The 16,849-nt window shown below is 42.3% G+C and carries 14 protein-coding genes and 1 pseudogene; 4 read left to right on the top strand and 11 right to left on the bottom strand.

Annotation, left to right across the window (positions count from 1 at the left end; translation table 11 throughout):
* Window positions 1–86: 86 nt before the first annotated feature.
* The 7 genes from IPL35_00855 to hppD form a co-directional block, all read right to left on the bottom strand.
* The gene (locus IPL35_00855) at window positions 87–1,532 is read right to left on the bottom strand and encodes a TolC family protein (protein MBK8442036.1); all 1,446 of its coding nucleotides are present in this window, start codon (window positions 1,530–1,532) and stop codon (window positions 87–89) included.
* Between the two features lie 258 nt (window positions 1,533–1,790).
* Complete coding sequence (gene ilvN, locus IPL35_00850; GenBank protein ID MBK8442035.1) at window positions 1,791–2,318, bottom strand: acetolactate synthase small subunit; 528 nt, start codon at window positions 2,316–2,318, stop codon at window positions 1,791–1,793.
* Window positions 2,319–2,357: 39 nt separating this feature from the next.
* On the bottom strand, window positions 2,358–4,061 hold the full coding sequence (ilvB, locus tag IPL35_00845; GenBank protein MBK8442034.1) for a biosynthetic-type acetolactate synthase large subunit: 1,704 nt from the start codon (window positions 4,059–4,061) through the stop codon (window positions 2,358–2,360).
* 137 nt (window positions 4,062–4,198) lie between these two features.
* Complete coding sequence (ilvD, locus tag IPL35_00840) at window positions 4,199–5,872, bottom strand: dihydroxy-acid dehydratase (protein ID MBK8442033.1); 1,674 nt, start codon at window positions 5,870–5,872, stop codon at window positions 4,199–4,201.
* 101 nt (window positions 5,873–5,973) lie between these two features.
* Window positions 5,974–6,840, bottom strand: coding sequence for a branched-chain amino acid transaminase (locus tag IPL35_00835; protein ID MBK8442032.1), 867 nt, complete (start codon window positions 6,838–6,840; stop codon window positions 5,974–5,976).
* Between the two features lie 108 nt (window positions 6,841–6,948).
* Window positions 6,949–7,089, bottom strand: a complete 141-nt coding sequence (locus IPL35_00830) for a hypothetical protein (protein MBK8442031.1) — start codon at window positions 7,087–7,089, stop codon at window positions 6,949–6,951.
* A 472-nt stretch (window positions 7,090–7,561) separates the two neighbouring features.
* Window positions 7,562–8,698, bottom strand: a complete 1,137-nt coding sequence (gene hppD, locus IPL35_00825; protein MBK8442030.1) for a 4-hydroxyphenylpyruvate dioxygenase — start codon at window positions 8,696–8,698, stop codon at window positions 7,562–7,564.
* Window positions 8,699–8,940: 242 nt separating this feature from the next.
* Between hppD and IPL35_00820 the strand changes: the two are divergent.
* Both IPL35_00820 and IPL35_00815 read left to right on the top strand, forming a co-directional pair.
* A pseudogene (locus tag IPL35_00820) lies at window positions 8,941–10,178 on the top strand (MFS transporter).
* A gap of 277 nt (window positions 10,179–10,455) precedes the next feature.
* A complete protein-coding gene (locus IPL35_00815; protein MBK8442029.1) occupies window positions 10,456–11,145 on the top strand; it encodes a Crp/Fnr family transcriptional regulator in 690 nt (229 codons plus the stop codon).
* A 136-nt stretch (window positions 11,146–11,281) separates the two neighbouring features.
* On the opposite strand, the gene IPL35_00810 is transcribed toward IPL35_00815, so the two are convergent.
* From IPL35_00810 to IPL35_00800, 3 genes are read right to left on the bottom strand one after another with little or no spacing between them, the layout of a single operon-like run.
* On the bottom strand, window positions 11,282–12,568 hold the full coding sequence (locus tag IPL35_00810) for a hypothetical protein (protein ID MBK8442028.1): 1,287 nt from the start codon (window positions 12,566–12,568) through the stop codon (window positions 11,282–11,284).
* Window positions 12,569–12,594: 26 nt separating this feature from the next.
* Window positions 12,595–13,518, bottom strand: a complete 924-nt coding sequence (locus IPL35_00805; protein MBK8442027.1) for a leucine-rich repeat domain-containing protein — start codon at window positions 13,516–13,518, stop codon at window positions 12,595–12,597.
* Window positions 13,500–13,943: a GIY-YIG nuclease family protein gene (locus tag IPL35_00800; GenBank protein MBK8442026.1), complete on the bottom strand. Its 444-nt coding sequence runs from the start codon at window positions 13,941–13,943 to the stop codon at window positions 13,500–13,502. The genes IPL35_00805 and IPL35_00800 overlap by 19 nt, the downstream gene beginning before the upstream one ends.
* 165 nt (window positions 13,944–14,108) lie before the next feature.
* Here IPL35_00800 and IPL35_00795 point away from each other — a divergent pair, with 165 nt between their 5' ends.
* Both IPL35_00795 and IPL35_00790 read left to right on the top strand, forming a co-directional pair.
* Entirely contained in the window at window positions 14,109–15,218 is a 1,110-nt protein-coding gene (locus IPL35_00795; GenBank protein MBK8442025.1) for an acyltransferase, read from the top strand.
* Window positions 15,219–15,615: 397 nt separating this feature from the next.
* Window positions 15,616–16,341 (top strand): IS1 family transposase, encoded by a 726-nt coding sequence (locus IPL35_00790; protein ID MBK8442024.1) that lies wholly within the window; start codon window positions 15,616–15,618, stop codon window positions 16,339–16,341.
* Between the two features lie 8 nt (window positions 16,342–16,349).
* On the opposite strand, the gene IPL35_00785 is transcribed toward IPL35_00790, so the two are convergent.
* Window positions 16,350–16,829: a hypothetical protein gene (locus tag IPL35_00785; GenBank protein ID MBK8442023.1), complete on the bottom strand. Its 480-nt coding sequence runs from the start codon at window positions 16,827–16,829 to the stop codon at window positions 16,350–16,352.
* Window positions 16,830–16,849 lie beyond the last annotated feature (20 nt).

Genomic DNA, 16,849 nt, shown 5'->3' with positions numbered 1-16,849 from the left:
AAAAAAATATATTTTTGATAAGATATGAATGGCAAAGATAGCAAAAAACGCTCAATCGGAATAGGAGGCGGTCGGTTTTATTTGTTTTAAAAAGCGAGTGCTTTTCCGGCGTAAAAATCCAAGATTTTCATTCTGAAAATATACTCATACTTTGCCGTATTTTGGTTAATTTCGGCAATGGAAAGCTGATTTTTGGCGTTGTTGTAATCAAAAACAGTGGCAGCTCCTACCTGAAATCGTTTTTCTATATTGGCTAATGCCAATTGGGCGGCGGCGATGCTTTTTTGGGTGGCTTCGTACTGGGCGGCAGCAGCTACCGCCTGACGATAGGCAATTTCAATGTTGTTGTATAGCTGATTTTTGGCGTTTTCCAGTTGTATTTCGCTGTTTTCTATGTTCAAGCGGGCGCGGCTCACATTGGTGCGCGTATTGTAGGCATCAAAAATGGGTACAGCAAGGCTCACTCCGATATTGTAATTGAAATTGTTTGAAAATTGTTTGAAATAAGGAGTGCGGCGTGTGTCGGTAGAAATGGGTATTTCTGTTTGTGTAAAAACGGGAGTACCGCCGATGCTGCCCACAAAACCAATGGGAATAATAGCGGTTTGTTTTTCGCTGTTGATAAGTTCGCGGGCAATGCTGGCATAATTGCTTCCAAACCCCGAAAACAGCGATACCGAAGGCAATTTTCCGGCTTTTGCCAAATCTATTCCTTTTTGCGAAGCCTGCACATTCAAGTCGGCGGCTTTGATTTCGGGCATACGGCGCAGCGCATCTTCGTAAATATTTTGCGGTTGCATACTTTTTAAGACGGCAGTTTCTGGAACAGCCACCGCCGGAATTTCAATGCGGAAGGGTTTGAAATAATTGAGCAACTGCGACAAGTTCAGATAAGCATTATCGGCGGCGGTGCGTGCCTGTACGAGTGTAAGCTGGTCGTTGGCAATTTGCGCTTCTATTTGCAGGGAGTCGCCCGCCGGCACAGTGCCGGAGCGAATAAGTTTTTGTGTGCGCTCCAACTGTTGCAAGGTATTATCGGCTTGGTGTTGTACAATACTGATTTGCTGTTCGGCTTGCACCACCGCCAAATACGCCGCCGCAATATTGGTTGCCAAATCGTTGAAGGCTTTGCTGCCGTCCCATTGCCGCGACTGGGCGATGAGGCGATTTTGTTCAATGGAGTTTTTGATTCTGCCACCATTATACAAAGGCACAGAAGCACTTACGTTGATGGAGTTGGATACAATATTGGAGGTTTCGAAGCTGTAAGTGGTCGGGTTGAGGGAGCGTCCGAAATTGGTACTGAGATTGGTGTTGCCGTTTACGTTGGGTAAGCGGGCGTTTTTGCTTTGTACAACATCTAATTCTGCCGAGCGGCGGTTGATGTCCAACTGACGGAGTTGCAGATTATGATCTTTGGCATATTGAATACAACGCTCCAGCGACCAAACTTCGTTTTCTTGTGCGGCAAGCTGAAATGAAAAGATAATATAAAAAATAAAACAAGTAGAAATACGGAACAAAAATGTCATATACACAAAACTAAATAATGAACCATATCAACGATAAAAAGCAATACTAAGTTTTCAAAGTATTATTTTTTTGTATAAAAAAATTATCATTCCGCTTTTTTTCTGTTTCAAAAGAAAAGCAGCAGAGTGATAAATCGTATGTTTAAGTGCCGCAGGTGTAAAATTTTGTAGCAAATATACCCGTTTCGTAGAGAAAACACCTCCAACGTAGCATAAAATTCTAGTATTTCCGAACAAATATCAGCCATATATAAACTACTATATTTCTTCCATTTCCAACTCTTTCAGATAGCTGCTTAATTCCTTCATCGGTTTGGTGACGGCAACCCTGCCCGAGCGTGCAAATTCCAGAACACCATACAGTTGCAGTTTTTCAAACAGTGCCTGTGTTTCGTAAGCGTGTCCGGTTTTTTCAATCACCATAAAGTCGTTTTCTACGGTAAGAATACGGGCGTGATTTTCGCGGATAATTTTTTCTACTTCGCCGTTGATGAGCGAAGCAGTGCGGATTTTATACAAAGCTATTTCCTGATGTACAATTTCCTGTTCGGTGTGTACGAATACTTTGAGCACATCTATTTGTTTTTCTATCTGATTCACCACTTTGCAGGCTTGTTCGTAGGTGGTTTTGATCACGATGGTGTAGCGATACACATCTTTTACTTCCGACTCTGAAGTGTTGAGGCTTTCGATGTTGATGTGGCGGCGCGTAAAAATGAGTGTGATGCGGCTCAAAATGCCGATATGATTTTCGGTAAATACGGATAAGGTATATAATTGCTCCATGTGTGTGCGAGGGTATTTTTTGTTTTGAAATAAAAAAAATCAACTTAAACGGATTTCTGAAATAGACGCTCCTGTGGGCACCATCGGAAATACATTGTCTTCTTTTGCTACCATCACTTCCAGCAAATAAGTGCCTTTATGCTGCAGCAGCGTATCCAAAGCCGCACTCAAATCTCTTCGTTCGCTCACGCGCTGCGCCTCAATGCGGTAGGCTTTTGCCAACTGCACAAAATCGGGGTTGATGAGGTCGGTGAATGAATAGCGTTTGTCAAAAAAAAGTTGCTGCCATTGGCGCACCATTCCCAAAAAGTTATTGTTTAAAATCAAAATTTTTACGTCAATCTGCTCTTGCAAAATTGTTCCTAACTCCTGTAAGGTCATCTGAAAACCGCCATCGCCGATAATAGCGACTACGGTGTCGCAGGGGCTGCCAAATTTTGCGCCCAAAGCCGCCGGCAAAGCAAAGCCCATCGTACCCAGTCCGCCCGAAGTAATATTGCCGTTGCTGTCTTGTTTTTGATATTTATAATAGCGCGAAGTAATCATTTGATGCTGCCCTACATCGGTGACAATAACTGCTTTGCCCTGTGTTTTTTCCGACAACAGATGCACCACTTCCGCCATTTTTAGTTCGCCCTGTTCCAAACTCAATTCGTGCCGTATTACTTGTTCGTACTCCTGCTGTGCCAATTCTTTAAAAGAATCTATCCACGTTTGATGGTTGCGTTCTGTTATCGTCTGCGACAAAGCCGTCAGGGCTTCTTTGGCATCGGCGTGTATGGCTACTGTAGCCGGAATAATTTTGTTGATTTCGGCGCGGTCAATATCAATATGAATAATTTTGGCTTGTTTGGCATAGCGCGATACATCGCCCGTAACACGGTCGTCGAAACGCATACCCACCGCCACCAACACATCACATTCGTTTGTTTTGATGTTGGGAGCATAGTTGCCGTGCATACCCAGGTAGCCCACATATTGCGGGTGCGTCGTTGAGAAAGCCCCCAATCCGAGGAGTGTAGAAGCTACGGGCATACCGCTTTTTTCGGCAAATGCCAGCAGTTCTTTTTCGGCGCGGCTCAAAATTGCGCCTTGCCCTACGAGCAAATAAGGTTTTTGGGCAGCATTGATGAGTGCAGCAGCCTGTTCTATTGCTTGTACATCTAATTTGGGAATCGGCTGAAAACTGCGTATTTTTTTGTAATGAACTGCTTCGTATTGCATTTCGCCGAATTGTGCATCTTTGGTAATGTCAATGAGTACGGGACCGGGTCGTCCGGAGGCGGCGATAAAAAAGCCTTTGGCAATGGCGGCGGGAATTTCTTCGGCACGGCTTACCTGAATATTCCATTTGGTGACGGGCATTGAAATACCAATTACATCGGTTTCCTGAAAAGCATCAGTGCCGAGTAACTTTGAAGATACCTGCCCTGTAATGCACACCAAGGGCGTAGAATCGATGAGGGCATCAGCCAAGCCGGTGATAAGGTTGGTAGCACCGGGTCCCGAAGTAGCAAAACAAACACCCACTTTGCGGGCGGTTCGGGCATAGCCTTGTGCGGCGTGGATAGCTCCCTGCTCGTGGCGCACCAATATATGGCGTACCTGTTCTGAATAATGATAGAGTGCATCATAGATGGGCATAATAGCTCCGCCCGGATAGCCAAAAATCAGTTCTGTGCCTTCGGCAATCAAAGCACGAAGCACCGCCTCTGCTCCGGTGATGGTATCTTTTTTTATCATTGTATGTTTTTTTATTGGTGAGAATGGTAAATTGATGATAGAAACATGCTGTTTTTTACAAATGAATTTTAAATTTAATTATCTGTTAAAAGCAAAAAATTAAATTTAGATATTGATAATTTGCAGTATTCAACCTTTTACTTATCTGTCAAACAACCCGTAGAGGCATTGCTCACAGTGCGGGCGTATTTGTATAAAATACCTTTGCTCGCTTTGAGAGCGGGCTGCTGCCAAGCGGCGCGGCGGTTTTGGAGTTCTTCATCTGTTACCTGCAAACTGATGCGATTGTTGCGGGCATCTACCGAAATTATATCGCCGTTGCGTACTAAAGCAATTGTTCCGCCCAAATGTGCTTCGGGACAAATGTGTCCTACCACAAAACCATGCGTGCCGCCCGAAAACCGCCCGTCGGTGATGAGTGCCACACTTTTGCCCAAACCCGCCCCCATAATTGCGGAGGTTGGCTTTAGCATTTCGGGCATACCGGGTGCGCCGCGCGGACCACAATAACGAATTACTACCACATCGCCTGCCTGCACCGCCTGTTGTTGTACGCCTTTGATAGCTTCAAATTCATCGTCAAATACCACTGCTTTTCCTTCAAAATACTCGCCTTCGTTGCCGCTGATTTTGGCAACTGCGCCCTCTTCGGCTAAGTTTCCGTACAAAATCTGAATATGTCCCTTGTTTTTGAGTGGTTTTTCTACACTGTGGATAATCGTTTGCGTGTCGCCGACAGCCATTATTTCTTCCAAATTTTCGGCGAGCGTATTGCCCGTCACAGTACGGCAATCGCCCTGCAACAATCCTTTATCCAGCAAATATTTCATCACTGCCGGCATACCGCCCGCGTGGTGCAAATCTTCCATTAAATACTTGCCGCTTGGCTTTAAATCTGCCAGCACCGGTACGCGGTTGCTCACGCGCTGAAAATCGTCGAGCGTAAGCGTAAGGTCCACCGAATGAGCCATCGCTATTAAATGCAGTACGGCGTTGGTAGAGCCGCCCAATATTGTCACCATTGTTATGGCATTTTCAAAAGCGGCGCGGCTCATAATATCTTTGGGTTTGATGTCTTTTTCGAGCAGGGTGCGTATAGCTTTTCCGGCATCAAAGCACTCGCGGAGTTTGTGTTCGCCGGTGGCGGGATTGGAGGCACTGTACGGCAAACTCATTCCCAAAGCCTCAATCGCTGCTGCCATGGTATTGGCGGTGTACATACCGCCGCAGGCACCCGCTCCCGGGCAGGCGTTTTGTACAATGCCTTTAAAATCTTCGGGCGTGATGCTGTCACTGAATTTTTTGCCCAAAGCCTCAAACGCCGACACGATATTAAGGGCTTCGCCTTTCCAGTTCCCTGCGCGGATAGTGCCGCCATATACCATCAGTGCGGGGCGGTTGATTCGTCCCATTGCCATCAGCACACCTGGCATATTTTTGTCGCAGCCTGCCAAAGCGATGAGGGCATCATACCATTGTGCGTTCATCACGGTTTCGACGGAGTCGGCGATGAGGTCGCGCGAGAGCAAAGAAAAACGCATACCTTCCGTTCCGTTGGAAATACCGTCACTTACACCGATGGTATGAAAAATCAAACCCACCAAATCCGCCGCTTGTACGCCTTGTTTGATATGTTTTGCCAAATCGTTGAGGTGCATATTACAGGTGTTGCCCTCGTAGCCCGTACTGACAATACCCACTTGCGCTTTTTGCAAATCAACTTCGCTGAGTCCCACACCATAGAGCATCGCCTGTGCAGCAGGTTGGGTGGGGTCTTGTGTAATGGTTTTGCTGTATTTATTTAATTCCATCTTCTTTTTTTTGAGAATAAATCTTTTTTATATAAGAAATCATAAACCCCTGAATATCAATATTCTTGTGATTCGTTATCTCACCAAGAAAAAAATTTGTTTTAATATTCCACCACACGCGCTTTGTATTTTTTTTGCAATACAGTACCCAAAGAATTTTGCCAAGCGAGCGGAAACACATAATCGTTGAGAGAGGCAATACCCGCAATTTCGGCGGCAGTTCCGCAGAAAAAAGCACTATCGGCTTGCAACACTTCTTCGGGGGTGAAGTGTTTTTCCACTATTTGAATACCTTCGGCAGCAGCCAACTCCAATACGGTGGCGCGGGTGATGCCCGCCAAAATATTGCCCAAAGGTGCTGTGTAGAGGGTTTTATTTTTTTCAAAAAAGAAATTTGCGCCCGAACCTTCTGCTACAAACCCGTTCATATCGCAGAGCAATGCTTCATCATACCCTTTGCTTTTGGCTTCGGTGGTGGCTAAAATACTGTTGGTATAATGCCCTACCGTTTTGGCTTCTACATGGCAGGATTTGGGGTGTGGGCGACAATAGGAGGAAAGATATACGCGAGTGAGTTGGTCGCCGAGATATTTGCCCCATTCCCAAGCCATCATCGTAAAATGAACTTCGGTGGTGGGTGTGAGCGACATATTCGCTCCTAAATATGCCAAGGGGCGCAGGTAAGCATCAGATAGGTTGTTTTTTGCCAGTACTTCGTAGGCGATGCTTTCGAGGTCGGCAGCGGTGTAGGGCAAGGTGATGTGCATCATACGTGCCGAATACAACAGCCTTTCAAAATGTTCTTTGGCTTTGAAAATGCGTGTACCACCGCCGGTGTTGTAGGCTCTGATTCCTTCAAAAACACCATTGCCGTAGTGCAGTGTTTGGCTGTACAGGTCGGTATGTGCTTCGGAGGCTTTGATATACTGACCATCTAAAAATAAAAGGGTGTTGGCGTGATAATACATCATTTTGCAGTTTGTTTTTAAAAAGATGATATAAATAAAAAAAGCCCCCTCATTGTGATAAGGGGGCTTTTGTGTGTCAATAAAATACTATTTTTTCTTAAAACATTTTTATTGCCATATAATACCCCCTGTATGATCGGTAATGACCACATTGCTAATCGTAATGGTAATAATGACCATTACGATTTGGGTGATAATATGATAAGTATTGCTTTGCACAATAAATAATTTATGTAAGTGATGTAACAAATATACATGTATATTTTTTAAATAAACAATACATACATCGTGCCGAAGGCGATTTTTTGTGGTTTTAGGAATAATTTTTTTGAATTTTTAAAATAAATAATTAATTATAAGTTAATGATTATTAATAACTTATAATTAATTGAATTTGTTGTAAAAAGCCGAAAAGCATTTTAGTCTTTTTTGTCGCAGAGCAAAAAGCGTTTAGTTTTCCTACTTTGGCAAAGTTTAAAACCATATATCGCTCCGAAAGGGGATTTGAGATTTTCGGTATTAATTTTTTCTATAAAGATTTCGTACCTGCCGTGTTAAGAATCTTAAAATACACATAAAAAATCCTTAGCAGCAGTAATGATTGCTGTGCCAAGGATTAGCCAAATGAATCGGTGAATTATTAATTAAAATTAAACAGTTCTTCTCTTTTTTTTAGGTAGAATATAAAAACCTGCGCCCGCAAATTTTTATCTGGGGGCTATTATAAATTACCGCGCAGGGCTTGTTCGCGCTCAATAGACTCAAATAAGGCTTTGAAATTACCTTTTCCAAAAGATTTTGCTCCTTTGCGTTGGATAATTTCATAAAACAAAGTCGGGCGGTCTTCTACGGGTTTGGTGAATATTTGCAACAAATATCCTTCTTCATCTCTGTCCACCAAAATATTCAGTCGGCGCAAAGGCTCAATATCTTCGTCTATTTTGCCCACGCGCTCCAATAAATCCTCATAATAAACGTCAGGAACGTGCAAAAACTCCACACCGCGACGGCGCAATTCGGTTACGGTGTGTATGATGTCGTATGTGATGACGGCAATATGTTGTACGCCGGCACCCTGATAAAAATCTAAGTATTCTTCAATTTGTGATTTCTTTTTACCGGTTGCAGGTTCGTTGATAGGAAATTTGATGTAGCCGTTGCCGTTGCTCACCACTTTGCTCATCAGTGCCGAGTATTCGGTAGATATATCTTTATCGTCGAAGGTAAGGAGCAATTTGAAGCCCATCACATTTTCATAAAAATTCACCCAGCGATCCATACCGCCCAATTCCACATTGCCCACGCAATGATCTACATATTGCAAACCAACGGGCGTACCTGCAATTTCGGCAGAGGAAGTACGCGGCTGATAGCCCGGCAAAAACACGCCGCTATAATTAGTACGTTCTACAAATTTATGAATCGTGTCGCCGTAGGTTTTTATTGCCGAAATGCGCACTTCGCCCCATTCATCGCTCACGGTATAAGGTTCAATGGCGGGCACAGCCCCGCGCTGCACCGTTTCTTCAAAAGACTGATAAGCATCATCTACCCATAAAGCGAGTACTTTTACGCCGTCGCCATGCAAATGACAATGCTGCGCAATTTCGTGATGAGGCGTAAGTGCGGTGGTGAATACTAAACGAATTTTATTTTGCTGCAACACATACGAAGCGCGGTCGCGTAGTCCTGTTTCGGGACCGGCATAGCCTACCAACGTATATCCGAAAGCGTACTGATAGTATAAGGCGGCTTGTTTGGCATTGCCTACATAAAATTCAATATGATCGGTGCCTTTAATGGGCAAAAAATCTGCTGTTGATGCAGACTGCGGAATAGTGTGGATAAGCGTATTCATTTTTGATATATTTTATATAAATGATGGTGCAAAATTACGACAATTTTTTGTGCTGCCGAACAGCATTTTTAAAATATTTTTTATGAATTGTCCTTTGTTAAAAAGCCTTATCTGCTAATTTGTCCTTCGCTAAGTATATTTGCTGTTCTCATTTTTGTTGTCGGATACTTACAAAATTCAATAGATGTATTATCTTGCTGCTTAGTTCTTTATATTGTACCAAAAAAATACCGCAATACGCCATGCTAAATATTCAAAAACAATTAAACAACGCATTTTATGCACTGATGAGTTTGCCCGCCACAGCGATGGGTTTTGCTTTGTGTGTTCAAATTTCGGCATTGAGTTGGATTTTATCCACGCAGTATAAACTCAATATAGAGCAGGTGAGTTATGTGTGGGCTGCCGGTCCTTTGGCGGGTATTATCGGGCAATTGCTGGTAGGGAAAATCAGTGATGGGGTGTGGTTTTGGAACGGTCGCCGCCGCCCTTTTATCCTTATTGGCGGCACGCTGGCAGCTTTGATGTTGTTGTGTTTGCCGAATTTGGACAGCATCGCCGCCGGACTGGGTACTACGAACCTGTTGGCAGTAGCTTTGTTGGTGGCTCTTACGTTGGATTTAGCCATTAATATCAGTTTCAACCCCACGCGCAGCCTCATCGCCGACCTCACTCCCGAAGGTACAGCCCGCACCAAAGGCTACACGATTATGCAAACGGTGTCGGGGAGTTTGGGCGTACTGGCGTATTTTATCGGCACGATGTGGGGCAACTACGCACTTATTTATATCGGTGTGGCAGTAGTGCTGTTGTTTTCGTGGCTGCCTACTTTGTTGATCGAAGAGCCGCGCCAACTCATAAGTACCGCCGCCGTATCAGATACTTCAACAGATACAAAGCCCGAAAAACCCGCTCAGAATATGTGGGCAATTTTGATAGCACACGGATTTACGTGGTTGGGTGTGCAAACGATGTTTGTGTTTATTTTTGCTTATCTCAAACATGTATTGGGTTTAGATGACGCTACTAACGGCAAAACAATAGCAATGGCTTTTCTTATTCTCAACAGTGTAGGTTTTATATTGCCCGCTACCGTTCTCAATCCTTTGGCACAGCGCATCGGGCGTGTAAAAACGCATACCCTTTGCTTGGTGGTGATGGCATTGGCATATTGGGGTATTTTGTTTGCCGGAAAAAGCACTGCCATGCTGTATTTGTTTATGGCGGTGGCAGGTGTGGGCTGGGCATCGGTGGTGAGCCTCCCTTCGCCATTGTTGCCGACCGCGTGGACAGCCGCAAGATGGGCTGGTTTATGGGGATTTTTAATTTGTCGGTGGTGATACCTCAGTTGATAGTGAGTGCACTGATAGGCTCAATTATTGAAAAAACACACGATAAAAACATCATTTTTATCATTTGCGCCATTGCTCTTAGTATATCATCTGTATTGTGGTTATTGGTAAAAAATGATAAAGAATAGTTTTTTATTAAAAAAATCACGTTTTTTATTAAATTAAAATACAAAAACAAGGCGTTTTTCTTGGAAAAAGAAAAAAAACATTTATTTTTGTAAAAATATAACACATTGATAATCAATAATTTATGTAAATAAAAAAACTATGTAAACAAAAAAAACTTTTATTTAAAGTTCGGATAAGCAATAAATATGTCGCTTTTTTTATAAAAAAATCATCGGAATTTTCCACTGTTATAAACAAAAGATATAATATCTATTTTTTTATTTAAAGCGTCTTTTTATGTCCATTGCTATTTCCAACTATAAACCCTCCATAGGTGTAGTGGAGTTTTTGAACAACGAACCCAATAGTTTGGATAGTTCGGTTGTTACTCGTAATGTGCAACGTGGCGAGTATTTTTATTTGCCCAATTCTACCACCGAAAAAGTATATTATTTAGAATCGGGCAGAATAAAGTTGGGGTTTATTGATGAAGAAGGAAAAGAAGTATTGCAAGATATGTTGAGCAGTGGTCAGATTTTTGGGGAGCAGGGGCTGAGTAACGAAACCCACCGCAAAGAGTTTGCAAAAGCTTTGGATAATGCCACCGTAAGAATTATTCGTTTAAGTTATTTGCGCGAGTTGATGGCACAGAAGCCCGATTTAACACAAAAAATCATTGCCCTTATCAATGAAAAACATTATAAAATGCAGGAACGCTGGCGTAGTCAAACCCGTACTCACTCTAAGGTACGTATTATTTATTTTATGATAGATTTGGCGAAGCAACACGGCAGAAAAGTAGGAACTGAAATGTTGGTGCTTAATTTTTTCACACATCAGGAACTCGCCGATTTGGTAGGCTCTTCGCGCCAAACCGTAACCATGTTGCTCAATGACTTAAAAAGCCGCAATCTTATTTATTTTGACCGCAAGCGTTTGCTGATACGAAATATGGAATTGCTCGCCAAAGAATGTTATAGTGTATAAAAAATAACTGCTATGTTTCGTGTTTTACGAACAAAAACAGACTATGCGATTACATCGTTATAAAATTGGTTTTGTGTTAATAATATAAATACGGATAGAGTCATTTGCTTCGTGCGATGGCTCTATTCTATTTTTATCAGATATTTGTTGCTTGTAAGCGGCAAGCGGGCAACAGTTTGGATTTCAGCAGTCGCACCGACTCCGAAAATTCTTCGTTCAGAGGTTGTTCTGTATATACGATGAGGCGCAGGGTGGGCATTGTTGCCAAAAATGGCGGCAAAACACGCAAAGGATTTCCGCTTATTACTAAAGTTTGGAGCTGTTCGAGCATTGCCACAGCGGGCGGCAATTCGGTCAAGGCATTGTTTGCTACCTGCAAAGTTCGCAGGGCGGGCGGCAGTGAGTCGGGCAAGCAGTTGATTTGTTGGTTTTTTAAATGGAGATAGTGCAGTTTTTTCAGTTGCTGCCAAGCATCGGGCAGGCGACAGATGCCTTCGGCGTGGCGCGGCAGGGCTTGCGGCAAACGGAGCATTTCCAAATGTTCCAAGCACTCCAAAAACGCAGGAGCTTCAGAGAGGCAGGCATCGTGGAGCAGCAAATGGCGCAGATGCTTCAATTCGGCAAGGGTAGGCGGCAGCATTTCGGTATAGCCGTATATTTCTAAGGTTTCCAAATATTTAATTTTCGCCACAGCTTCAAAAAAAATTCCACGCAAAGCCAAATAACGAATTTGCTGCAATGCCACTATACCACTTGCGGGCTGCTCTATATATAAATAACTTCCATCTTGTATATCCGACTCCAACACAGCAGCCTGTTGAGTTTCATTTCCATATATTAAAATATAACGTTTGAAAAAGGATTTTAAAGTGTTATTGCAAAATTTAAAATAATAGACGCAATTGTAAATTAAAACCTGAATATCAATACCGATTTGTTGGGCAAAATTTACAAAATTTCCGTTTTCATCCATCGCTTCAAGTGAGATACGGGGAACAGCAATTTGCGGCAGCAGTAGTGTTTCTATTTTGAGGCGCAAAGGAGCATTTGCCTCATAATAACGTATATACAAAGCACTTTTTACGGCTTCGCTGAGGTGATAATTGTGTAGCATTGCAAGGGCGAGCAAAGCATCAGCCTCGTTGTGGCTCAATAAGGCTTTGCAGGTATATGTTGCTATTGCCTCGGGCAAAGGCAAGCAAGCGGGTGCTTGCAATCGGGCATACAACAAAGGCAGTTGGGCGGCTTCTATCTGCGGAATTTGTGCAAATTTGTCGGTGATAAAATCATTTTTGTCAATTTTTAATACATAATCAGGTGCAGCCGCGCGAAGTGTGGTCAGCCGCACACCCTGTGTTTGCAGGAGTTCCAACCAATGCAGCACAATCCCTTCGGGTTTTGCAGTTGTGTATATTTTTATCATCGTGCCGTTTTTTTTTATGCTTTGTATTATACCAAAATCTCTGTTTGTGGCAACAAACATTTCAGGTCTTCGGCGTATTGCTCCGCAGGCGATGCGCCGATGTCTAATTTTTTCAAATGCGGCAACCCCAACAAAAAAAACGGAAAAAACCGATACGGCAGCCCCCGCCACGACAGATATTGCAAAGTAGGCATTTTTTGCAGCAACTCAAAAGACTTTTGAAGGTCATTTGGCGTTATAAAATCTATATGTAATTCCTTTAATTGCGGCAATTCTTTTATCCACAGAGGAATTTCGTGCAAAGGGTTGCGGCTGATATGTAAAGTTTCCAATTTTTGAAGCTGCTGAAAAACGGGTGGCAGATAATCAATTGCGTTGCCGCTGAGGTGGAGTGAGCGCAAATACACACATTGAGCCAAAGCGGTGGGCAGGGTATTGAGTGCGCCATAATTGAGGTTTAAATGTGTTGTTTCCAAAGGCGTGGCGAGTGCAGCCGCCAAGCGGTTTTCGGGGGTATCGTGCAGCCATTGTCGGCGTTGGAGGCGTTGTTGCTCCTGATATGTCGGGCTGCCGAGCACAATAGCCGTACATTTTTTTTCTCCTTCTGTTTCTACATATTGTATATTGCCCCAAACTTCCCGTAAATGCGTTTTCACACGCTGTGTTTGTTGCTTAAAAACCTGCCACCCTACCGCTCGCAAAGGCAAAGGCGCACACAAGCGCATCGCTATCAACCGTTGCGATTGCCGATGAAAAAAGCACTCAATCAGTCCTTGCTCAAAAGAAAGTAGGGCGGATTGCGGCGCAGCAGCATCGCTCCTCGTTTTTGCTCCGAAAAAAGCCTCCGTTTGCGCCATCGTAGCACCGAGCGAAATACTTTTGCGCCCGCGCCGCAGCGTGTCGGGTGCAATCAGTTGCCACAGGCTACCCTCTATTTTTGATGTTTCCATACTCTGAAATAGCGCAACCACAACCACGCCACCTCCCAAAACCATAAAACAAACCATTCCCCATTGCGGCGTTGAGCATCGAAGTGGTCGTGAATTTTTTGTTCTACTTCGCCGGCGCGGTCTATTTTTTTCACAAATACATAATATACGCGCCGCACATTGCCATTATTGATAGCGGTGAGGCGTTGTTCCAGATTGTTGGTGATGCCGATTTTATAAATGCCATACACCCACGTTGAAAACCACCACAACACAATAGCCGCCGCCGGAGCGATGAACATAATATAAATTTCTTCGCTCAACAAATAAGCGAGGTAGGCGGTTTCAATGAGCAGCAGCAGTAGCAGCACCCGCATACTCACGCCCACCGACTCTTTGATAAGATATAGATAACGCCGCGATTGAAAATTTAATTCTTCTGCCAAAATAGATAAATGAAATGATGAATAAGGGTAAATATAAAATGGTACATTGAAAATCAGGGGCAAATTTCAGAAAAAAATAAAAATTCAGCCCTTGATGATAAAAGATTAATAAAAGAAAATATTTTTGTGTGATGCTAAAAAACAAACAAAAACGCAACACCGCCTATGAAAAAACTGCATTTTCATTCTTTTGATGCCCTGCGTTTTTTTGCTTTTCTGAAAGTATATTTTTTGCATGTGCCCCTGCAAGGCAGTTTTCCGGTGTTTTCTTATCTCAAAAAAGGCGGCGGCATCGGTGTTTCTTTCTTTTTTGTGCTGAGTGGCTTTTTGATTTCATATTTGTTGTTGTTTGAAAAGCAGCGTCAAGCCAATATTTCGGTAAAAAAATTTCTGCTGCGGCGTGCTTTCAGGATATTTCCTTTGTTTTATGCGGTGCTTGTGTTGGTGTATTTGCTACCCTACGAATGGAAAGCCTACTACGGCTTGCACATGATTGGCGGCGGCTACGAGGCAGACGGGCGTTTTTCTTTTACTTTCACCGAAAACTATAAAATGCTCGCCGAAGATAATTTTCCCAAAACAACGCCGCTTTCGGTATTCTGGTCTTTGTGTATTGAGGAGCATTTTTATATCGTGTGGGTGTTGCTGATGTCGCTGTTGCCACTGCGCTATTTGTTGTATTTTTTTGTAGCGTGCTTCCCTTTGGCGTGGGCAGCCCGCTACGCCGAGCCTTTTTTTTGGCACAACACCAACATTACCCAAAACGACTTATTCACGAACATAGATTATTTTGCCGCCGGCGGACTGTTGGCGTATATCGTAGTTACGAACTACGAAGGTCTTTTTCGGCGCATACAAGCTCTGACGCTACGCGGGCAGTGGGCAATTATAGCGGCATTGCTGCTGCTGATAATTTTTCAAAATGATGTGTTGCCCAATACCACGCGCTACAATTTTTATATCGTGCGTCCTTCGTGTATCGGGCTTTTTTTCGCGCTGTGCCTTGGTTTATTCATTCCGCACACCACGCCTTTGCGCATCAAAAGTCGCCTTTTACATTATTTAGGCAGCATCAGCTATGGCTTGTATGTGTTTCATATTCTTTTTATACACCTCGCTTTTCAGTATTGTATCCGCCATCAGATTTTGTTGGACAATACGCTGCATGTGAGCATTTTTATCGTTGTTACGCTCTTGTTGTCGCTGGCAACGGCGGCGGTATCGTACCGTTTTTTGGAGCAGCCCTTTTTGCCCTTGCGGGAACGGTGGGGTTGAAAAGAAAATAGCACAGAAAATATTTTGATTTGTGATAGTTTATAATTTGTTTTTAGATTGAATCTGTTTCTATTTTTAGATTTTTACAGAATAAATAAAATTTAAAGTACTCCACAATTGTTTATTTAATGGCAATAACTATGGTCAACATATACTTTATTGCCATTCGAATTAATATAATAACAACCTCCTCTCGGGCCTGTTATATAACCACTTGTTCCTGAAGTATAGCTATTACCATATCCATTGTTTTTGTTTTTTGTTTTTTTTGGTTTTCTTGAAGGGGTTTTATTATACTTATATTCTGTTTTGGTACTGATTAAGAATGTATGCTGGTGATTTTTGCAAAAAGTTGTCATATTGACAACCCAAAAGGGCAAAACCAACTTAAATTAGTATGTCTGAAATACTGGTTCAAGTGGTTTGCCCTCATTGTGAGGATACAAATGTAAAAAAAAATGGCAAAAAAGCCAATGGTACTCAAAATTTCTATTGTTATAAGTGCAAAAAACAATTTCAATTTGCCTACAAATACAAAGGAGCAGATCCTCGTATTAAACGGCAGGTTCGCTGTATGACCTTCAATGGCAGTGGTATCAGAGATATTCAAAGGGTCTGTGGAATAAGCATCGCGGGCATCTTATTGATCTTGCGCAAGTGGTTCAGACAAATACAAGAGCCTATTGTTCAAGGACATTTTAAGAAGGTCCAAATTGATGAAATGTGGACTTTTGTCAAACATCGCAAACAAGGCAAACGCTGGCTTTGGTATGCTTATGACGCAGATTCTGGTCAAATTTTAGCTTTTTACATCGGAAAACGCAATAATTCGGCTTGCAAAGCTCTGATGAGAAAACTCGCTCATTTACAAATTGATTCCTACCGAACCGATGATTGGAAGTCTTATAAAAAGTACATTGCTCCTCAAAAGCATATTATCGCAAAGGCTAAAACTACCCATATTGAAAGGCGAAACCGAGATTTCAGAACACATTTAAAAAGGCTCTGTCGCCAAACCGTTTGTTTTTCTAAGAAAGATGATATGCACTACGGTATCATTAAAACTTATATCTTTCTTAGAAACAAGTTCCGTACCCCTCTTAATATTCAGCATACATTTTAAATCACTACCTAACTTTGAGTTTTTTCTAATTTTTTGACAATTTCTTGATTTCTATTTTCTGACCTACTACTTGTTATGGTTTTATCTTGAGATTCTATTGGGAAATTTTCGTTATATATATATTCTGTTTTCTTATTTGATTTCTGTTTTGGTAAATAACTTTGAGTTTTTTCTGATTTTTTGACAATTTCTTGATTTCTATTTTCTGAAACACTACTTGTTATGATTGTATCTTTTGAAACAGTTGTTACATTTTCTTCCGATGAAGAAAGAACAAGGGTATTTATAGAATTTTCAGAAGAAGTAGTAGGCTTTAAAAGAATACTAATAGAAAACCAACCAAATATTATTGCAATATATTTAATAGGTTTACTGAATCGAAAATTAAACTTCTGCTCTATTAATTGTCTCGTTTTTGGAATGCAAATTAGCCCAATAATAATCATAAATAAAGAGCCAATAATTCCTTTATTTCCTTCGGCAAGCATTATGAGCGAGCAAAATAAAA

The organism is Sphingobacteriales bacterium, from assembly GCA_016711285.1.
Taxonomy (GTDB): domain Bacteria; phylum Bacteroidota; class Bacteroidia; order Chitinophagales; family UBA2359; genus JADJTG01.
Note: the sequence above shows the minus strand (reverse complement) of the source record. Positions and strands in the feature narration are given on the sequence as shown.

What these genes read in the sequence shown, in the direction of transcription:
- IPL35_00855 (MBK8442036.1), bottom strand. Translation starts at nt 1,532, where the DNA reads ATGACATTTTTGTTCCGTATTTCTACTTGTTTTATTTTTTATATTATC.
- ilvN (MBK8442035.1), bottom strand. Translation starts at nt 2,318, where the DNA reads ATGGAGCAATTATATACCTTATCCGTATTTACCGAAAATCATATCGGC.
- ilvB (MBK8442034.1), bottom strand. Translation starts at nt 4,061, where the DNA reads ATGATAAAAAAAGATACCATCACCGGAGCAGAGGCGGTGCTTCGTGCT.
- ilvD (MBK8442033.1), bottom strand. Translation starts at nt 5,872, where the DNA reads ATGGAATTAAATAAATACAGCAAAACCATTACACAAGACCCCACCCAA.
- IPL35_00835 (MBK8442032.1), bottom strand. Translation starts at nt 6,840, where the DNA reads ATGTATTATCACGCCAACACCCTTTTATTTTTAGATGGTCAGTATATC.
- hppD (MBK8442030.1), bottom strand. Translation starts at nt 8,698, where the DNA reads ATGAATACGCTTATCCACACTATTCCGCAGTCTGCATCAACAGCAGAT.
- IPL35_00815 (MBK8442029.1), top strand. Translation starts at nt 10,456, where the DNA reads ATGTCCATTGCTATTTCCAACTATAAACCCTCCATAGGTGTAGTGGAG.
- IPL35_00810 (MBK8442028.1), bottom strand. Translation starts at nt 12,568, where the DNA reads ATGATAAAAATATACACAACTGCAAAACCCGAAGGGATTGTGCTGCAT.
- IPL35_00805 (MBK8442027.1), bottom strand. Translation starts at nt 13,518, where the DNA reads ATGGAAACATCAAAAATAGAGGGTAGCCTGTGGCAACTGATTGCACCC.
- IPL35_00795 (MBK8442025.1), top strand. Translation starts at nt 14,109, where the DNA reads ATGAAAAAACTGCATTTTCATTCTTTTGATGCCCTGCGTTTTTTTGCT.
- IPL35_00790 (MBK8442024.1), top strand. Translation starts at nt 15,616, where the DNA reads ATGTCTGAAATACTGGTTCAAGTGGTTTGCCCTCATTGTGAGGATACA.
- IPL35_00785 (MBK8442023.1), bottom strand. Translation starts at nt 16,829, where the DNA reads ATGCTTGCCGAAGGAAATAAAGGAATTATTGGCTCTTTATTTATGATT.